Origin of the sequence: Clostridium sp. Ade.TY (assembly GCF_000498355.1) — a bacterium.
Lineage (GTDB): Bacteria > Bacillota > Clostridia > Clostridiales > Clostridiaceae > Clostridium.
This window is the reverse complement of the sequence record NZ_AVSV01000034.1, coordinates 41,523-61,877: the sequence shown is the minus strand read 5'-3', so window position 1 is coordinate 61,877 and position 20,355 is coordinate 41,523. Positions and strand designations below refer to the sequence as shown.

Genomic DNA, 20,355 nt, shown 5'->3' with positions numbered 1-20,355 from the left:
TTAAAGTAAAAAATGAATTAATAACAATATAAAAATATTTATATAATAAAGGATAAAGCTAAAAGCTTTATCCTTTTAAATATCTACTTATCTATCTTAATAATTGCATTATTCCTTCTGGTTGACTTTTAGCTTGAGCTGCCATAGCTTGTGATGCTTGTGTTAATAAGTTGTATTTTGATAATGTCATCATTTCTTTAGCCACATCAACGTCTCTTATTCTTGATTCAGCTGCAGTTAAGTTTTCACTTGAAGTGCTTAAGTTTGATTGAGCACTTTCTAATCTGTTTTGTACTGCTCCAAAGTTAGCTCTTGAAGTATTTATTTTTTCTAAAGCATTATCTAAAGTAGTTATCATTGTTTTTGCTGCAGTTGTTCCAGCTGCTCCCTCTGCTTTCATTGAATCTATAGCATCTTTATCTATTCCTAATGCTGTTGTTCCTAAATTATCAATTTTAACTTTTAATTCTTGTTGTTCTCCTGCATTAGCTCCAATTTGTAAATTAACTTCTTCTCCATTAACATTAGTTAATGTTGTAGCTCCAACTTTCTTATCAGTTTCAGCTTTTGTTTCAGCTGTATCTAATTTTAATGTCATTTTCTTACCAGTAGTACTATCAGTTAATTCATATGTTCCAGCTTGTAATTTACCTGTTCCGCCAGTGCCTGTTCCTGTATAAGTTGCTGTTCCTACTTTAACAGTGATACTTGTGTTACCAGAACTATCTGCAGTTGTCATTTTAATATCTCCAGCTGCAACTCCAGTTACATCTAATCCTGTTATAGAATATCCTGATTGTGCAGTATATGTTGTTTTTTCTCCAATTTTTGTTTCTCCATTTAATAAGTTCTTACCATTAAATTGAGTTGAATCTGCAATTCTATCAATTTCCTTATGTAATTGAGTTAACTCTTCTGCAATCTTTGCTCTATCTGAACCTGAATTTGTTTCATTAGATGATTGAACTGCAAGTTGTCTCATTCTTTGAGCTATGTTTCCGATTTCTTCTGTTGCACCTTCTGCTGTTTGAATCATTGATACACCATCTTGAGTATTTCTTGATGCTTGATCTAATCCTCTAATTTGGCTTCTCATTTTTTCTGATATTGCAAGTCCTGCTGCGTCATCTCCAGCTTTGTTAATTCTTAATCCTGAAGATATTTTTCCCATTGATGTTCCAGCTAAAGCTGTATTTTTGCTCATTGCGTTTAATGCTGTCATAGCATTCATATTTGTGTTAATTCTCATATTTTTTACTCTCCTTAGTATTTAAAATTTGTCGACATCCTTGTCTTTTGTTATAAGATTAATTAACCTTATATTATATATATCGGCAAATATATTTTTTGCTTTACACTTTTTTTGAAAAAATATTCAAATTATTTTTATTCATATTTACATAAACAGCATTCACACTTTTTTTAACTCTATATAAATTTAATTCTTTTCTAACTTCTATAATTTTTTCTTCTAATAAACTCTTTATTTTATTATCTAATTCTATTATTTCAGAATTTTTATAATGATTTTTAAAATATTTTAAACTATCACTATTTAAACTATCAATAATCTTTTGTCTTTTCTCTATGTTATACTCTAATTTTTCATTATCTATATCATCTTCATTTAAAATATCTATTATGTCCAAAGAAATATTTTTATATAAATTTATCATATTTAAAACCTCTATTATTTCATAAGATAACTTAACTGTGCATTAATCTTACTCATATTTGATTCTAAAAGTGCAAACTTTTTATAAAGCTTATCTTCCTTTTGTTGCATCTTATTCTTTAACTCTTTTATATAAATTTCCTGTTTTCTTATTTCATTAGAATAAAGATTATTTACTTCTGTAGAAGAATTATTCATTCCAGCTTTCTTTAAAAACAACCCTGAAGAACTTCCAGCATAATTATAAGTAATATCTTTAATTTTAGAAAAAGCTTCTGTTGCAGTTTTAAATACATTTTCTCCATTTTTCTCTAATGCCTCTTTAAATTTATCTTCATCAAGAATTAATTGTCCTTGCTTATTATAATCATCATTTGGTTTTATTCCAATATCACTTAATGTGAATCCAGTGCTTTCTATAACTCCAGATATTGAAGACCTAATTCCATCCATGAATTGTCTCATTTCTTTATCATTTCTTAGGATACCTTTTTTTGCTTTATCTTCCCATTTTTTAATTTGTTCTTCCTTCATATCATCTCTTTGTTCTTGTGTAAGAGGCTTATAATCTCTATTTTTCTTTTCTGTTACTAAATCATATATGTTATCAATAACTTTGTTATATTCTTCAACAAAGTCTTTCATTTTTTCTACTGCACTTGAGGTATCAGTTTTTGAAGTTATTGAAATATTCTCTTTACTTACCCCATTTACACTATATGTAATATTATCTATAGTAAAAGTATTGCTTTCATTTTCTATAGTTCTTATATCTTTGCCTTCTACATCAAAAACTTTTATAATGCTATTGCTTCCATTTACAGTTCCACTGTTTCCAACTAATTTGTCTTCATTTTTTAACTCTAATTTTTCAAATAAATCTCCTTCAAATTTAAGTTCTGAAGATACTCCTGTTTTGCTAGTTTTTATAGTAAATTTTCCAGTCATTTCACTAAAGGAAGCTTGTACATCATTTTTAGGAAATTTATTATTAATTGTATTTATTACATCACTAATATTTTTTGCATCTTTTAAATCAATATCCACATCATTTATTTTTATCTTAGTATCAGCAAGTCCTAAATCGGATATTTTAGTATCTTTAGTTAAGTTAACCTTAGAACTTTGTAACTCTGCGGACTTAGCTATTTTATCTACCCTCATATTATAATTAATATTAGTAGCTCCTAAACCAGCAGTTGCACTTATTATTGAACTATTAGAACTATTTATAGTATTTGAACTATATACTTTACTAGCCATTATTGAATCCTTAGATCCTATTGAAAAATATTTGTCATATAATCCTTTAACGCTTTTAATGACATCTCTATACTTTTCTTGTTTCCATTCATTTATTTTTTGTTTTTGTTCTACGCTATTAACTTTAGCCTGATCCCTTGAAACCATACCCTTAACCATTTGATCAATATCCATACCTGTTGCCATACCAGTTATTCTATTTGTATTATTGACTGAATTAGTATTTGAATTTATTGAGGACATATTTCTCCCTCCTTTTTATAAGCCTTTTGCTTTTTTACTTACTTCATACCAAGTATTTCTAACCTCTTCAATAAGAGGTAGCACTTCATCTATTATTTGAATATTTTTTTTAATATTAGCTTCTGCTAATTTACTTTTTATAAAATCATATAAATTAAAAAGATTTTCAAAATCTTCTCCTAAGCTTCTATCTAAAGTTGACATAAGTTCTGTAAATATATCTTGTACTCTAACTAACTCCTTATGAGCTTTTTCTATATCTTTCTTTTCAATAGCAAGTTTTGCTATTTTTGTATATTTAACTGCTCCATCAACTAACATCAAAAGAAGTTGATCTTTAGAAGCCATATTTATAGTATTATTTTTATATGCATTATATGGATTATTACTACCGCTATACATTTTAGTCCTCCTATTTTAGATCTTTTAATAAATTTAAATTACTACTAACAGCTTTTTTATTTTCTTCCTTTACTCTTTCGTATACTTCTTTTCTAAGAATTGTTACATCTTTTGGTGCTTCAATAGCTATTTTTACACTTCCATCTTCTATTTTGGTTATTTTAATTTCTATATCATCACCAATTAATATAGATTCATCTTTTTTTCTTGTAACTACTAACATATTAATTTCTCCTAACTAAAGGATGCTTAGTATTGTATTTATCCCCTTGTATTATAAATTGTTTACCAAGTTTACTTTTAACATTAATAACTAATGGTGCTTTTAAGTTAATAGTGCTACTTTCTAAAGTTTTTCCTAAAGTTATAATAGTTAAAAGCATAACATCCTTAGGATCTTCTATTTGTAATTCTTTAATGGTTTCATCATTTAAATCAATTTCATACTCATTATAAATTTCAAAAGGATTAACTGTTGCAAAACTTATTTCATTATCTAATGATTCTATTATTTTAAATTTATTATTTTCTAAATCTTTAATTTTAAATTCATTAATATTTTCAAATCCTGGTATTCCTTTTTTAAATACTACCTTCATAAAATATCTCCTATCTTAAATAATCTAGTAGAGTACCTTGAATTAATTTAGCTCCAACTTGTAAACTTGCTGTATATGCCATTTGTGCCTCTTTTAAATGCATAAATTCCTTTGTGAAATTTACATCCTGCATATTTGATAAACTTTCTTTCATAGATAAAATATTTTGATCATTAGTATCCTTTACTTTATCAATTGTATTAGTTCTAGCTCCAACAATTGATCTATTATTTAATATATCATTCATATAATTATCTATTTTTGTAGATAGTTTACCTATTTTATCAATATCTACTGAGTCTCCATTTAAAGCTGCACTTAAATCTTTAAATAATTTTAAACCTTCTTCTCCTCCAGTTATATCATTAACTGTAAGGTTATAATTTATATTAAGACCACTAGAAATTGCACTTGTTAGCTTCTTATTCAATTTATCATCATCTTTATTTTCTATTGATAATGAAACAATACCATTTTCATCTATATTTGTATTTATAGGTTTAGAATCTGTAAGTTGTCCCCCAAAAATATATTTTCCAGCATAAGTTGTATTTAAATTTTCTCCTATTTGTTTAATCTTTTCATTAACCTCTGCTCTAACAGCTGCTATTTCATTTTTTCCAAAAGCTCCACTTATAGATGTCAACTTAGTTTTAATATCGCTACTTAAATTAGCTATCCTATCTAAAGATTCATCTGTAATATCAAGCCATCCTGTAATTTCATCACAGTTATAATTATATTTTTCATTGTTTTGTATCTCATTTTGTATATTAAGTATTTTCACTGTTTTAAATGGATCATCAGATATTTTATTAACCTGTCTTTCCGTATTTAATTTTTCGTTTATTCTATCCATATTTTGAAGATTATTTTGAACATCCCTTAAATAACTGCTCATAATACTGTTATTTGTTATTCTCATATATTATCCCCCTACTTAATTAATCCATTTATCACTACATTTAGTAATGAGTCTATAGTTGAAATTACCTTAGCACTTGCATTGTAAGCATGTTGCAGCTGAACTAAATTTAATATTTCTTCATCCATAGAAACACCTGAAACACTCATCCTAGATTTATCTATACTAGCTAAAAGCTTACTATTATTAATTTCTTCTTTTATTGCCCTTTGTGAAGATTGTCCTAATTCTTGAATAGTACTATTATAGTAGCTACCTACCGTAATATTTTTTCCATCTATATCTACTTTATTATTTTGTAAACTATGTAATTCTAAAGCTTTATTAGATGTCATTTCTAATTTAGTTACATCTTCTGAAATATTAGAATTTACATCAATAAGTTTGCCATTACTTCCTGTTACAAATATATCTAATTTTGATTTATCTGAACCTTTATATACATTATTTATATTAGTAATTATAGTATTAGCCAATGTTTTTAATTTATTTTTATATTTTTCTATTTCATCATTCATAAATTTAGTTCCGCCTAATTCACCACCTAAGCTTTTTTCTCCTATTTTAGCTTTTAAGGCATTTAAATCGGCATCTTGAACGTTAGAATCCTTTCCTTCAACATCAAATACTGCTTTTACTAAGTCATCATTAACATTTATTTTAAAGCTTAAATCATCCATAAGATTATCTCTTTGATCTAATAAATCATTAGGTGATTTTCCTGCCCCTTGAATTAACTTTATATTCTTATCTAATTCTTTTATTGATGAAATTTTGTTATTTATATCTGATACAATATTATTTGTCTGAGAATTTAATTGTTCCTGTAATATTTCAAGTTTAGAATTAACACTATTAATATTGTTACTTAAAAACTTTGCCTTTTCTATTACTACATTTTTTGCTCCATCACTATTTGGATCTTTAGATAATTCATTTAAAGCATTAAAAAAATCATTAATAGATGCTGATATAGAATTTTTTGATGGCTCATCAAAAATATTCTCCATATTTCTGTAATACTCATTCTTTACCTTTACTTCTCCATATACATGACTTTCGCTTCTAAATTGAAAATCATAAAAAGTATTTCTTATTCTTGTTACATCATTAATAGTTACACCTGTTCCAATTTGACCTGGTCCATTATGACTGTTATAACCAATTGAAGTATAAGGTCTACTAGCTGCCTGTTCCACTCTTTGTCTTGAGTATCCTGGTGTATTTAAATTATCTATATTATGTGATGTTGTTTGTATTGCTATTTGACTTGCAGCCATTCCTGATTTTGCTGTTTGTAAAGTTCCTAATAAACCTGACATAATAATCTCCTATCTTACATTTCCATATGAATTATATGTACCTATATTTTTTGAAGGCTTTATAACATTTATCATTTTATTTGTAAAAAATAATCTTTGTTTTATAAGAATATGATTAGTATCTTTCTGTAACTCTATATTTCTAAGTAGACTCTTAATTTCCTCATAAACATCTTCAATATGCTTATCATTGCTATTTTCAATTAGTTCTTTGAAATTATTGTCTTTAACTATATCTCTTCTCTTGATTTCAATAGTTGCCAACTTTTTGCCTATTAATTCTATATCCTCATTTAATTTATCTAATTCTAATACTTCATTAGATAAGATTAAATTATACTGCTTGTCCAATAATTCCATTAATTCTTGTAAAATCTTTTTTTCTTCAAAAATTATTATTTTTAAACCAGAATCCATTTAAATTATTCTCCTTTTATAATTTCAATAATTTTTTTAGCTAACTTCTTGCTATCAACATTATAAGTTCCATTATTTATTCTATTTTTTATTTCATTAATCTTATCTAAATTAACATTTTCATTATCATTTTTTATTTTATTTAAATGTTTAGCAGCATCAGATATTTCTACTTTATCTTTTATTTCTTTTTTTGTTACATTTACATTTTCATAACGTTTTTGCTGTTTATATACATTTATCATATTATTAGTTCTAATAGAATCTATCTTCATATTATGCCCCCAACTTTTTATTTCATATATTAATAATTATCGGCTAGTTTAATAAATAATTTAGCCTTTTTCGTATTTATCACAAAATAATAGGTGTAGATTATATTTTTTCTACACCTATATCTTTAATTTATTCTTTTTCAAAGAGCTTAATTTTACACTAATTTTATTTCCTAATTTAATACTCTCTCCATTAGCTATCATTTCATCATTAACATTAATATCTAAATCTTCATCAATAGTTTTTTCAAGCTCTATTACATCTCCTTCTTTAAGAGATAATATTTCCTTTATACTTTTTTGACTACTACCTATTGTTACACTTACATCTAATTTAGAATTTAACAAAATTGTTTTATCTTCAAAATTTTCTACTTCCTTTTGTTTTAAAGTATCAAATTCTACCTCATATAAATCTTCCTTTTTTTCTTCAATCATAATTTTCTCCTTTATCTATATAAATCGACCAAAAGACCTTGTATATTATCTATTGTTGAACTTATATCCAAATTTTCCTTTTCTTCTTTTAATACTTTTGCAGTTAATGATTCTAATTTTTCATTTATAGTCTCAACTGTTGAATAATATGTATTTTCAAAAAAACCAATATTTTTATTAAGAGTATATGTATATTGAACAATCGCCTCTAAATATTTTTTTATTGTATTTTTATAACTTTTTACATCAGCATAATTTTTACTAACTACTAATCTAGTACCTTTTTTCTTAATTTCTTTTATATAATTTTCAAGTTCTTCTTTACTTGAAGACTTATATGATTTCATAAAACTATCTGAAAAATCATTTTTCATTGTACTAGATTTTTCTTTAATGCTTATAGTTTTCTTTGTGCTTATACCATTAATCTTCATTATTCAATCCTTTATAATAATTCATTACTTTTGAAACATAATTTTGAGTTTCTTTAGGCATTTTATATAAATCATCTATAGACTTAACTCCTCTATTAATCATCCTAGTCGGGCCTCCATTATAAGCAATCAATGCCATTTTAACATCTCCATTATACCTATTTATATATTCTTTAATATGTCTTACTCCACCATCTACATTTTGTTCAATATTAAAGGGGTCAGTTACACCAAAGCTCACACAATTTTCAGGCATAAGTTGCATAAGACCTTTTGCCCCTGCCCATGAAACAGTATTGGGATTAAAATCAGACTCTACTTTAATTATTGCCTTAATTAAATTTTTATCTACGCCATATTTTTCTCCACAATTATTTATAGCATTTTTTATTCTATCTTTTTTACTTAAATTACTAATATTAATATCATCTAAATTTACTTTTTTATCAAAATTATTATTTTTAAAGTCCATATCGTTTAACTTATATTTATTTAAAGATTCCATTATATCATCTATAGAAACCATATCCTTTGGATTAGTAACAGTTTTATTCTTATCACTTATAGCACTTAATAAACTTATCATAACAGTTTCAAAAATCCCACTTTTTGAGCCACTATCAAAATTTTCTAGTCCACTTAAAGTATTTATACCACTTAAATCCATACTATTAATTCTATTTATCACTATATCACCTCAAAGCCTTTATAATTTTATTATACGGAATTTATTTAAATAACTTAATACCTTTAAATAAATTACATAAAAAAAGAAAGTGTTATTAAAACACTTTCTTTAAAATTCTTATATTTATATTTTCATTAATAAACTTTAGCTTCTTCTTCACCGCTTAATACTCTTATAGCACCTTGAGCTAAAGCTAATAACTCATCTTCTCCTGGATATGCTTTAACTTCTGAAATCCAATCTACCCTTTTACTTATATCTCTTACAACTTCTTCTGAGTAAGCTATACCACCAGTTAAAATTATTTTATCTACTTTTCCTTCTAAAACAGTTGCCATTGCTCCTATTTCTTTAGCTACTTGATATATAAATGCATCATATATTAATTTAGATTCTTTATCACCTTTAAGAGCTGCATCTCTAACATCTCTAAAATCATTTGTATCAAGATAAGCAACGCATCCACCTTTACCTACTAATTTAGTATAAACTTCTTTTTCAGTATATTTTCCGCTGAAACACATCTTTATAAGATCTCCTGATGGAACTCCTCCAGCTCTTTCTGGTGAAAATGGACCATCTCCATCTAATGCGTTATTTACATCAACAACTTTACCATGTTTATGAGCTCCAACTGATACTCCACCACCCATGTGTACAACTATTAAGTTTAAGTTTTCGTATCCTTTTCCGCTTTCTTTTCCGAATCTCTTTGCTACTGCTTTTTGGTTTAATGCATGGAATTTACTTCTTCTTGGTAATTCTGGTACCCCTGAAATTCTTGCTACATCATCTAATTCATCTACAACAACTGGATCAACTATAAATGATGGTACATTTAATTCTCCACCGATTTCTCTTGCTAATATTCCACCTAAGTTTGAAGCATGTGGTCCTTGAACTCCAATTTTTAAGTCTTCTGCTAATTCATCTGTAACTTTATAAGTACCACCTGGGATTGGTTTAAGCATTCCACCTCTACCAACTACAGCATCTAATGTATTTATATCAAAGTTCTTTTCTTTTAATACATTTAATATAACATCTTTTCTAAAACCTAATTGATCAAATATTGTAGCATATTTTGCTATTTCATCTGATGAATGTCTTAAAGTTTCTTCTAATATTTCTCTTTCATCTTCATAAACCCCAATTTTAGTTGAAGTTGATCCTGGATTTATAATTAATAATTTATATGCCATCTCTTATTACCTCCCAATAAATTCTACTTTAATGATTCTGCAACTAAAGCTGCTAAAGCTATTGAATTAACTTTTGTTTCGAATGAGTCTGCTCTTGAAGTTAATATAACTGGTGCTGATGTTCCAACTAACAAACCACCATTTCTTGAGTTAGAAGTATATGTTAAACACTTATACATAACATTAGCTGTTTCTATATTTGGAAGCATTATTATATCAGCCTTTCCAGCTACTGGTCCTGTTATACCTTTATGATGAGCTGCTTCTTCTGATAATGCATTATCAAGTGCTAAAGGTCCGTCAACTATACAACCTTTTATTTGTCCTCTATCGTTCATTTTTGATAATAATGAAGCATCTAATGTTGCTGGCATATCTGGATTTACTACTTCAACAGCACAAACTGGTGCTACTTTTGGCATTTTTAATCCACAAGCATGAGCTACTGAAACTGCATTATCTATTATTTGCTTTTTAGCTTTTAAATCTGGATATGTGTTGAAAGCTGCATCTGTTAAGTATATTAATCTTTCTATTCCTTCGATTTCAAATACTGCAACGTGTGACATAAGCTTTCCAGTTCTTAATCCAACCTCTTTATTTAATACACTTCTTAAGAATGTAGCAGTATCTACTAATCCTTTCATAACCATATCAGCTTTTCCGCTTGACACTAGTTGTACTGCAAATAAAGCTGCTTTTCTAGTATCTTTTTCATGTACTATTTCATATCCTGATAAATCCATTCCTATTTTATCAGCTATTTTTTTGATTTCATGCTTATCTCCAACTAATATAGCATCTGCTATTCCTTGATCTTTAGCTGACTTTACTGCTTCTAATACTGGTTCATCTTGCGCTACAGCTACAGCTACTTTTTTTGGTTCAACTTCTTTAACCTTTGATAATAAATCTTCAAAATTCTTACTCATTTAACGCACCTCTTACCTTTTATATTTTAAAATCATTGATTTAATGTACTTTTCATACTATTCGCGGGAATTTTTATCGTTAATTTTATAACAAATTATATTTACATTGTATCAGATAATTACTTCAAAAGTTAAATTGTCAGAAAATTTAGTTGAAAAAAAAGTAGCTTAAAAAACTACTTTTTTTTGATTTTATTTTATAAAATATTCTTCCATTATTCTTTCAGCTACTTTTATTCCATCAACGGCTGCAGATACTATTCCACCTGCAAATCCTGCACCTTCTCCTGTAGGATATAAACCACTAACAGTTATACTTTCAAGCTTTTCATTTCTTGGCATTCTAACTGGTGCTGATGTTCTTGTTTCTATTGCTGTTAATACAGCATCATCCATATCATAGCCTTTTATTCTTTTTCCAAATACATGTATTCCTTCTTTTATTGTATCAACTACATATGAAGGTAGACATTCTCTTAAATCTTTAAAAACATATCCTGGCTTATAACTTGGAATAACACTTCCAATCTTAGTTGATACTCTGTCATTTAAAAAATCTCCAACCAATTGTACTGGAGCATTATAATTTTCTCCACCAACTTTAAATGCAAGACTTTCATAATATCTTTGAAATTCCATACCTGCAAGTGGATGATTTCCTTCAAAATCTTCAGGTCCAACGGTCACAACAAGTGCTGAGTTTGCATTATCTAAATCTCTAGCATGATAACTCATTCCATTTGAAACTAATCTTCCTTCTTCTGATGCAGCTCCAACTACTACTCCTCCTGGACACATACAGAAAGAATAAACACCTCTATTTTGTTCTTCACTTTGATATGCTAGTCTATATTCTGCCGCCTTTAGCTTTGGATGATTTGCATATTCTCCATATTGACTTTCATTTATAACTTCTTGTGGATGCTCTATTCTAACACCTATTGCAAAAGCTTTTTGTTCCATTTTAACTCCACTTTCATGAAGCATTTCATATGTATCTCTTGAACTATGTCCTATTGCTAAAACTAAGCATTCACAATCAACTTCTTTTCCGTTTACAATAATACTTTTTATTTTTCCGTCTTCTATATTTATATTTTCTAATTTTGAATTAAAATAAACTTCTCCACCTAATGCTTTTATTTCTTCTCTTATATTTTTAACAACTGTCTTTAATATATCAGTTCCAACGTGAGGTTTTGCCATATAAGTAATTTCTTCTGGAGCTCCATTTTTAACAAGCTCCTCTAAAACAAATGAACACCTTTTATCTTTTATTCTAGTTGTAAGCTTTCCATCTGAAAAGGCACCTGCACCACCTTCTCCAAATTGCACATTTGAATTTATATTAAGCTTTCTATTTTCCCAAAACTCCTCAACAGTTTTTGTTCTACTATCAACATCTTCTCCTCTTTCAAATATTATTGGATTATATCCATGCTTTGCAAGAGTTAATGCTGCATATAAGCCTGCTGGTCCAAGACCAATTACAATAGGTCTTGAATTTAGTTTCTTATCACCATATATAAAAACTTCTTCTTTTATGTCTTCTTCAATTTTTATATTATTATTTTTAATTTTATTAACTATCTTCTTCTCATTATTGCACTTTATATCAACACAATAATTAAACTTTATATTATCCTTTTTTCTAGCATCTAAGCTTTCTTTTATTATTTTTAATTCTTTTATTTCAGTTTCTTTTATTTTTAATTTTTTAGCTACTTTATTTTTTAATAATGATTTATCTTCATCTATATTTAAAGCAACTCCATTAATTCTTATTGCCATACCATTTTCTCCTAAGTTGTTTTTTTACTATTATCTTCATTGTTTTTATTGTTATCAGTTGAAGTTGTTGTATCCTTTTCCTTTAATGTAAATTTAACCTTACCTATATTTTGTATAGTAACATTAACATTTTTATTTAACTTTACATTAGGCTCCTTTTCAAAAGTACCTGCTTTACTATAAGAGCTTAAATCAAATATACCAGTAAAATCCCCACTAGTTAAACTATCTACATCACCTTGCTTACCACTTACAGTAATATTAATTGTAGGAGTATTATTTGAAATATCTAATTTATCATTTAAGCCTGTATATTTAATATTAACATCAAAATTTTTTGTTATATTTTTTTCAGACTCATCTTTTTTCCCCTCGTCTTTAGAAACTTCTATTTTTACATTTGTATATCCATCACCAGTAGCTAATTTAACACCATCTGGTAAAATTATTTTAACCTTTTTTTCTGTTGTTTCTGTTATACCTGATAAATCTATGGGCTCTGTTTTCAATGATTTTAAATTAGATATTATATTTTGATTACCTACTACCTGAACCGCTGTTATATCTGATATTACTTTAGATAATGTATATCCACTTGGTAAATTTCCAGTAACAGTTGGTTCTATATTTATAGATTTCCCGTTATTTACAGCAACACTAATACTTCCTGTACTTTTGCTTAATATAACACCTTGAACTACCTCTCCATTTGAATCTAATGCCTCAAGTGGAAATTGTTTTGTTATGTTTCCATTTACATTATTTAATTGCCCAACTAATGCTACTCTCTCTACTTTATTAACTGAACTTTCTGGTCCTGAAACTTGAACCTTTTCTGATGTAAAGCTTTCTTCTTTTTTATAAACTCCATTTGCATAAGTTACATTTACATTCGATACTGTATTAAATTCTTTACTAACTAACTTTTCCAACTTAACTGATACTATAAGATTACTATCATTTTGTATATTAACTTGACTTGGTGAATTTACTACTTGAACAGGTATATTATTAACCCCTGTTTTTAAAGCATATTCTCCCATATCTGCAACTAATGAAAATTCTCCTTTAGTTACTGAATATATATATTTTGAATCTCCCTCTATTTTAAGGTCTACAGTAAAATCTTGTCCTGGTGATATTGCTAAATTAAATTGATTTAAAGATTTTGTATTAAGTAGTCTAACTGGCACATCTTTCAATGTGTAAGTACGTATAGAACTTTGGATATTCGTTACATATATCCATAGACCAAAGGATAGTAAAACACATACTAGTTTTACTATTATTTTTTGTCTTTTATCCTTTTTATCCATGTTTTCACCCTCTCACCAGCTGATTTTACTTTTCTATTCTCGTTATTTTCCATTATAGCTAATAATGTTGTTTTTAATTTTTCCTTATTATAATTTCTTGTTAATCTTCCGCTTAAAGCAAGAGAAATTGTTCCAGTTTCTTCTGAAACTATTATTACTAAAGCATCGGAATTTTCTGAAAGACCAATTCCAGCTCTATGTCTAGTACCTAATTTTTTATTTATAGAATTATTATTTGTAAGTGGAAGAACACATCCTGAAGCATATATTCTATCTTGTCTAATAATTGTTGCACCATCATGAAGAGGTGTATTGACAACAAATATATTTTCTAAAAGTGCTGAACTTACAATAGCATCTATAATTGTTCCTGAGGCTAAAACCTCTCCAAGACCAGTTCCTTGTTCTATTGCTATTAATGCTCCTGTTTTTGTCTCAGCTAAATCTTGTACTGCCGTTACAATTTCATCTACTATTTTTTCTCTTTCTTGAACGTCCCTAATATTATGTGTTTCATCAAATGCACTTCTACCTAAATGTTCAAGAGCACGCCTTATTTCAGGTTGGAATATAATAACAACTGAAAGAACTCCTATAGTTAAAGTTTTATTTAATATGAAATATAGCATATCTAATCTTAAAATATAGCTTATTGGAATTAATGCTATTATTAAAATTATACCTTTTAATAATTGTTCAGCCCTAGTTTCCTTTATTAACATATAGCCTTTATAAAAGATATATGAAACAACTAATATATCAACTACAGACCAAATCGACATATGTCTTATTGAATTCATTGCTCCAACAAAAAAATCTTGCATCAGTTTCACCCCTTTTTTTCTTGTATCTTTTATAAATTATACACCAAATATATAAAGCTTAATATAACAAGTCTTTTACTTTTTTGTATTTTTAATAATAATTTAAAACCTTTCCTAATATAATTTAAAGATTACTTTATTTAGATTATGAAAAGGAGGTATCTAAATGGAAAATAATGAAGTTTTAACCTTCAAAAAATTACTAGAATACATCAAAACCAAAAAGAAACTTGTAATAATTTTTTTAATAATTATGTTAACACCACTTATATTGCTTATTATAACCAAAATGACTCCTTCTAGCAGAAGTATTGGAAAGCTTAATAAATTTTCAAAAGAAATTTCATCAATAAATGATACTTTTAAAAAATCAGTACAAGAGTCAGGAATAAATACAGACTCTGCAAAAAGCTCTCTTTCTTTAGCAATAGTTAACTTAAATAATATAAAAATACCACTTGAAACAATTGATGTCCCAAATGAAGTAAATTTAGCTAAAGAGCAATTACTTACTACATTAAATTTAAATATATCAGTATGTGAACAAAGTCTTTCTATATTTATGAATCCATCTAACAATAAATTAAATGATAAATTATCACAGTATAAATCAAAATTAGATGAATTCAAAGATAATAACTTAAAATTATCTAACTTTAGAATAAATAAAGTAATATCTGAAGATTCACTTGAATTTTTTGATAAATCAACTTCTTATTTTAATACTATGATTAAAATTAACATAATGAAAGATATTACTAAAGAAAAAAATTCTGATTATGTTTTAGCTGTAGAAAAAACTTTAAATAAGTTTCTTGAAATAAAAGAAGATTTAAAACCTGCATTAGAAGATATAAAAAACAACAACAGAAGTTTATATGTTTTAATAGAAGACTTGGAGAATAAAAAATTAATTTTTGAGAATATTAAAAATGATTTGTATACATTAAGCATTCCTGAAGAGGCTATTAAAATACATGATTTATTAAAGGAAACAGTTAAATATTATGATACTTATTATTCCTCATTAGAAACCATGTTATATAAAGATTTAAAAGAAACTAATAAACTACCTTTATCTAGTTATGATGAATGTTTTAACAATTACAATAAATTTATAACTTCTTTTGATACTTTTACTCAAAATTTAGATTTATTTAAAAGAAATTAAGTATAAAACCTCTTTTTTCAGGCAATAATATTATTCGACTGGCTTGTAAAAGGAGGTTATTTATGAAAAAGTTTATAAGTCTTATATTATTTTCCTTAATGATGATATCATCCGTAGAAGCACACGCTTCCGTAATTAATTTATTCGATTATATATCATTACAAGATGAAAAATTAGACTTAGCCGCAAGTAATACTAATAAGGATACTTCTAAAAATTTAAAAGCTAAAGATGCAAGCAAAACAAATGCTAAAGATAATAAAAAAAATTCAAACAATAATATAGAAGTTTTTAACCAAAATGGTACTCAATTAGCTATATCCAAAACAGACATTGACTTAATGGCTAAGCTAGTTTATTGCGAAAGTCGTGGAGAACCATTTGAGGGTCAAGTTGCGGTGGCATCTGTTGTTTTAAACAGAGTTATGAACCCTAAATTCCCAAATACAATAAGTGGTGTAATATTTCAAAAGAATGCATTTTCATGCGTTACAAATGGGAAGTTAGAAGCTAATCCTACTAAAGCATGCTATGATGCAGTTTACGAAGCTATAAAAGGTAAAGATCCAACTAACGAAGCTTTATTCTTTTATAATCCTTCAATAGCAACTTGCTCATGGATGAAAGAAACATCAAAAAAGGATAGTAAAACAATAGGTAATCATACATTTTTCAAAAAATAAAAAGAGGTTCCTTTATAGGAATCTCTTTATTTTTATTTTAAGTTTATTACTGTAGCTTTTGGTCTAGACATAGCCTCAATTGAATATTGAACTCCTTGTGTTCCCATACCTGATGATTTTACTCCTAAGAATGGGAAATGATCAGGACCTCTTTCTGTTTTATTATTCACTTGAACTGTACCCACTTCTAATCTATTTGCAACATAAAATGCTTTATTTATATCTTTTGTAAATACAGATGATTGAAGTCCATATTCTGATTCATTTGCAATTTTTATTGCCTCATCTTCATTTTTAACTCTAATTATAGGAAGTACTGGACCAAATGGTTCCTCCCAAGCAATTCTCATATCAGTTGTTACATTATCAAATAATGTTGGCATTATAATATTACCTTTTCTATCTCCACCTAATAAAAGATTAGCACCTTTATTTTTAGCATCTTCAATTAATCCTTCTACGAAATCACACGCTTTAGAACTTATTAAAGGTCCAACAATAAAATCTCCTTCTAATGGATTACCAACTGTTAATCCTCTCATTTGCTCTAATACTTTTTTAGATAATTCATCTGCTACATTTTCCATAACTAGAACTCTCTTAACAGCAGTACATCTTTGACCTGAATAAGAAAAAGCTCCTGCAACAATATTCTTTGCCGCTAAATCTAAATCAGCATCTTCTAATACTATTGCAGCATCTTTACCACCAAGTTCCATTAAAAGTGGCTTCATTTCAGTAATTTTTGATATTCTTCTACCAACTTCACTACTTCCAGTAAAGTTTACAAAATCAATATCTTTATGTGTTACAACATAATCACCAATTTCACTACCTTTACCTGTTATTGTATTTAATACTCCACTTGGTATTCCTGATTCATTAAAAGCTTTTGCTAAATATAATCCACAAATACTTCCTTGAGTTGCAGGCTTAAATACAACTGTATTCCCAGCCATAAGTGCTGGTGCAATTTTTGATGCAGCTAAATTTACAGGATAATTAAATGGTGATATAGCAAGAACAACTCCTAATGGTTCCCTTGTAACTATTGAAATTTTATCATTTTTAAATCCTGGGAATGAATCTCCAGGAATTGATTCACCCTTTATATTTTCAGCAGTATCTGCAGTAAATCTTATTAAATCTGCTGTTCTTTTTATTTCTGACATACAACTCTTTCTGTCTTTACCTATTTCAAGAACCATGATATCTGCCATTTCTTCAATTCTTTCTTCTAAAAGATCAGCTACATTATGAAGCAACCTTGATTTTTGATTTGTTGGAACATCTCTCCAAATACTTTGTTGTGTTTTTTTAGCTATACTTATTGCCTCATCTACAGCATCCTTACTCATAGCTTCAACATACCCTACAGTTTCATCATTTATTGGTGACTTTATTTCTATTAATTTATCTTTATTTTCAATTTCCCATTTACCATTTTTTAAATTAGCATAAACTTTTTTACCGTCTATTTCTTGTATGAACATAATACACCTCCATTAATAATTTATTTCTATTAATATTTGTTATTAATTATATTATAAAATTAAAAGTTTTTCTACTTAATTCTTATTAAAAAGATAAGAATTAAAAGTTTTTTAATCTATTATTTATTATTTCTATATGAAGTTTTTATATAACTATTTTTATATAAAAAAATAGTTATATAAAAATAAGGCAGACTATTTGTCTGCCTTTTATAACATTTATTAAACTAAATATTTGTCTACAACTTTTTTGAATTCTTCTTTATTATCCTTATACCATGAATTAAATTCACTATTAGTTTTTTCAAGTTCTAAATATAAATCATATAAGAAGTTTGGAATTTCTTCTTCTAAAATATCTCCATAAACTTCTCCAAGTCTTGTACTTCCTACTTCAAAACTACCATTAACATGTAATTCAAAGCAATTTCTTGGAGCATCATCAACTCTCTTTGTTTTTCCTGTAAATCCTATGCTTCCAATTTCATGTACACCACATGAATTTTGACATCCTGATATATTAACTAAAGGTAATAAATCTTTATAAACTTTTTCTTCTGCAAATTTATCTAATATATTTTTCAATAATGCTTGACTGTTTCTTAATCCCATTTGGCATACTGGAACTCCAATACATGATACAGATTGCATTATTTTAAGTTCTCCACCCTTACCTTTAGTAAGTTCTAATAAGATTTCAGCTTCTTTTCCATTAAGATTTCTTATGAAAAGACCTTCTTCCATTGTGAATCTAAAATCTACAGCTTCCATATCTTTTGTTGCATCTATTATAGCTTTTAAATCTTCCATTTTTAATATTCCGCCAAATGGATGGAAATAAACACTATAAAGTCCATCTTGCTTTTGTTCTATAATTCTAGCATCTTTAGCTTCTGTCTTTGAACCTTTTTTATTTATTTCTATTTCTTTTACATCTATTTTTAAATCTTGTGATTTAACTTCTTCTAAATGCTTTTTATAACACTTAATAAATTCTTCATCGCCCATTCTTTCTGCAATATATCTTATACGAGCTTTATTTTTATTTGCATAATCTCCTTCAGCAATAAATAAATTTTTCATTGCTTCAAAATGATATATAACATCTTCTGGCTTTATAAGTTCATCATATTCAATTGAAAGTCTTGGATTTCTACCAAGTCCACCTGCTAAATAAACTTTAAAAAACTTTTCTCCATCTTTATTTACTGCTAAGAACCCTAAATCTGTAGCAGTTACATGTGGTGCATCTTGAGTATTTGTTGACATAGCAACTTTTATTTTTCTTGGTAATTTATATGTATAAACATTTTGCATTATATGTTTATTTAATGCTTCTGCATAAGGAGTTACATCAAATACTTCTCCCTTTTCAACACCTGAAAGAGGTGATATAGCAACGTTTCTTGGGAAGTTTCCACCTGAACCTCTTGTATATATTCCATAATCTAATGCTTCTTCCATTATGTCACACACATCATCTATTCCTAAACCATGTAATTGAACCGCTTGTCTTGTTGTTGGGTGCACCCATTCTAAATTATATCTACTTGCCCATTCATATATTTTTGCTAAATCTTCTTTTGATGCTCTACCTGAAGGAGTTTTTAATCTTATCATAAACTCCTTACCACCTCTATGAGCATATGCACCCATTCCGCCTGATAATCCCTTAAATTGTGCTACATTAAGTTCTTTATTTAAGAACTTATGTCCATTTTCTCTAAACTGAATGATTTCTTCTCTTAATATCTCATTTAATCTATTCACTTTACTTCACCTCTAATATTGTTTTTTCAATTTTTAAACTCTAGTATTGATTTTACTCCCTTTATTTTGGCATGTAAAAAAGATATTTTTTATGATTATTATAAGTAACAACCTATAAAACAATATATTGATTAAAAATATAAAAAGATTATTGTCTATTTAAAGCTTTACTTTCCTTATAACAATTAAATTATAAAATTTCTTCTTTTATAATAATATACTTAAAAATATTAATATTATAATGAATACAATGAAAATAATTATATAATTTAACTTAAATTTATTTTTCTTATATAACTAAATATAAAATTTTCATAAGGTTATATATAGTTTAAAACTTCTATTTTATCTTTTAACTTATAAATTCAAATTTCTATCTCTATAATATTTTTAATTATTTTATACTTTATACCAACCACTACTTTTATAAATCTTAAGTTATTTATTAAATATATCCACATAAAGTCTTAATAATTAGGATTTTATACTAAC

The 20,355-nt window shown here is 27.0% G+C and carries 22 protein-coding genes; 2 read left to right on the top strand and 20 right to left on the bottom strand.

The features are described 5' to 3' along the window. Window positions 1-91 precede the first annotated feature (91 nt). The 18 genes from flgL to cdaA form a co-directional block, all read right to left on the bottom strand. Window positions 92-1,249 (bottom strand): flagellar hook-associated protein FlgL, encoded by a 1,158-nt coding sequence (flgL, locus tag O212_RS0113710; protein WP_024615668.1) that lies wholly within the window; start codon window positions 1,247-1,249, stop codon window positions 92-94. Window positions 1,250-1,352: 103 nt separating this feature from the next. Then, complete coding sequence (locus tag O212_RS0113705; protein WP_024615667.1) at window positions 1,353-1,676, bottom strand: flagellar protein FliT; 324 nt, start codon at window positions 1,674-1,676, stop codon at window positions 1,353-1,355. Window positions 1,677-1,690: 14 nt separating this feature from the next. Continuing rightward, window positions 1,691-3,181, bottom strand: coding sequence for a flagellar filament capping protein FliD (gene fliD, locus O212_RS0113700; protein ID WP_024615666.1), 1,491 nt, complete (start codon window positions 3,179-3,181; stop codon window positions 1,691-1,693). A gap of 15 nt (window positions 3,182-3,196) precedes the next feature. Continuing rightward, window positions 3,197-3,583 carry a flagellar export chaperone FliS gene (gene fliS, locus O212_RS0113695; protein WP_024615665.1) on the bottom strand — a complete coding sequence of 129 codons (387 nt, stop codon included), beginning with the start codon at window positions 3,581-3,583 and terminating at the stop codon, window positions 3,197-3,199. 10 nt (window positions 3,584-3,593) lie between these two features. After that, window positions 3,594-3,806: a carbon storage regulator CsrA gene (csrA, locus tag O212_RS0113690; protein ID WP_024615664.1), complete on the bottom strand. Its 213-nt coding sequence runs from the start codon at window positions 3,804-3,806 to the stop codon at window positions 3,594-3,596. Window position 3,807: 1 nt separating this feature from the next. Continuing rightward, entirely contained in the window at window positions 3,808-4,182 is a 375-nt protein-coding gene (locus O212_RS0113685) for a flagellar assembly protein FliW (RefSeq protein ID WP_024615663.1), read from the bottom strand. A gap of 10 nt (window positions 4,183-4,192) precedes the next feature. Next, on the bottom strand, window positions 4,193-5,107 hold the full coding sequence (locus tag O212_RS0113680) for a flagellin (RefSeq protein ID WP_024615662.1): 915 nt from the start codon (window positions 5,105-5,107) through the stop codon (window positions 4,193-4,195). An 11-nt stretch (window positions 5,108-5,118) separates the two neighbouring features. After that, window positions 5,119-6,429: a flagellar hook-associated protein FlgK gene (gene flgK, locus O212_RS0113675; protein ID WP_024615661.1), complete on the bottom strand. Its 1,311-nt coding sequence runs from the start codon at window positions 6,427-6,429 to the stop codon at window positions 5,119-5,121. A gap of 9 nt (window positions 6,430-6,438) precedes the next feature. Beyond that, window positions 6,439-6,846: a flagellar protein FlgN gene (locus O212_RS0113670; RefSeq protein WP_024615660.1), complete on the bottom strand. Its 408-nt coding sequence runs from the start codon at window positions 6,844-6,846 to the stop codon at window positions 6,439-6,441. A 5-nt stretch (window positions 6,847-6,851) separates the two neighbouring features. Then, the gene (gene flgM / locus O212_RS0113665) at window positions 6,852-7,121 is read right to left on the bottom strand and encodes a flagellar biosynthesis anti-sigma factor FlgM (RefSeq protein WP_029699411.1); all 270 of its coding nucleotides are present in this window, start codon (window positions 7,119-7,121) and stop codon (window positions 6,852-6,854) included. Between the two features lie 117 nt (window positions 7,122-7,238). Further along, window positions 7,239-7,559, bottom strand: coding sequence for a FliM/FliN family flagellar motor C-terminal domain-containing protein (locus O212_RS0113660; RefSeq protein ID WP_024615659.1), 321 nt, complete (start codon window positions 7,557-7,559; stop codon window positions 7,239-7,241). 11 nt (window positions 7,560-7,570) lie between these two features. Then, a complete protein-coding gene (locus O212_RS0113655; RefSeq protein WP_024615658.1) occupies window positions 7,571-7,993 on the bottom strand; it encodes a YaaR family protein in 423 nt (140 codons plus the stop codon). Next, on the bottom strand, window positions 7,983-8,681 hold the full coding sequence (locus O212_RS0113650) for a lytic transglycosylase domain-containing protein (protein WP_242829578.1): 699 nt from the start codon (window positions 8,679-8,681) through the stop codon (window positions 7,983-7,985). Before O212_RS0113650 ends, O212_RS0113655 begins: the two co-directional genes overlap by 11 nt. A gap of 134 nt (window positions 8,682-8,815) precedes the next feature. Further along, window positions 8,816-9,883 (bottom strand): butyrate kinase, encoded by a 1,068-nt coding sequence (gene buk, locus O212_RS0113645; protein WP_024615656.1) that lies wholly within the window; start codon window positions 9,881-9,883, stop codon window positions 8,816-8,818. 23 nt (window positions 9,884-9,906) lie between these two features. Continuing rightward, window positions 9,907-10,815 carry a phosphate butyryltransferase gene (gene ptb / locus O212_RS0113640; protein ID WP_024615655.1) on the bottom strand — a complete coding sequence of 303 codons (909 nt, stop codon included), beginning with the start codon at window positions 10,813-10,815 and terminating at the stop codon, window positions 9,907-9,909. Window positions 10,816-11,007: 192 nt separating this feature from the next. After that, a complete protein-coding gene (locus O212_RS0113635; RefSeq protein ID WP_024615654.1) occupies window positions 11,008-12,606 on the bottom strand; it encodes an FAD-dependent protein in 1,599 nt (532 codons plus the stop codon). Between the two features lie 11 nt (window positions 12,607-12,617). Next, the gene (locus O212_RS0113630) at window positions 12,618-13,922 is read right to left on the bottom strand and encodes a CdaR family protein (protein WP_024615653.1); all 1,305 of its coding nucleotides are present in this window, start codon (window positions 13,920-13,922) and stop codon (window positions 12,618-12,620) included. After that, window positions 13,892-14,746 carry a diadenylate cyclase CdaA gene (gene cdaA / locus O212_RS0113625; RefSeq protein ID WP_024615652.1) on the bottom strand — a complete coding sequence of 285 codons (855 nt, stop codon included), beginning with the start codon at window positions 14,744-14,746 and terminating at the stop codon, window positions 13,892-13,894. The genes O212_RS0113630 and cdaA overlap by 31 nt, the downstream gene beginning before the upstream one ends. Window positions 14,747-14,912: 166 nt before the next feature. Between cdaA and O212_RS0113620 the strand changes: the two genes are divergently transcribed. Next, a complete protein-coding gene (locus O212_RS0113620; protein ID WP_024615651.1) occupies window positions 14,913-15,917 on the top strand; it encodes a hypothetical protein in 1,005 nt (334 codons plus the stop codon). Window positions 15,918-15,979: 62 nt separating this feature from the next. Further along, window positions 15,980-16,600, top strand: coding sequence for a cell wall hydrolase (locus tag O212_RS0113615; protein WP_024615650.1), 621 nt, complete (start codon window positions 15,980-15,982; stop codon window positions 16,598-16,600). Window positions 16,601-16,632: 32 nt separating this feature from the next. Here O212_RS0113615 and O212_RS0113610 read toward each other — a convergent pair whose 3' ends face one another. Beyond that, window positions 16,633-18,093: an NADP-dependent glyceraldehyde-3-phosphate dehydrogenase gene (locus O212_RS0113610; protein ID WP_024615649.1), complete on the bottom strand. Its 1,461-nt coding sequence runs from the start codon at window positions 18,091-18,093 to the stop codon at window positions 16,633-16,635. A 222-nt stretch (window positions 18,094-18,315) separates the two neighbouring features. Next, window positions 18,316-19,863 (bottom strand): nitrite/sulfite reductase, encoded by a 1,548-nt coding sequence (locus tag O212_RS0113605; protein ID WP_024615648.1) that lies wholly within the window; start codon window positions 19,861-19,863, stop codon window positions 18,316-18,318. Between the last annotated feature and the right edge of the window lie 492 nt (window positions 19,864-20,355).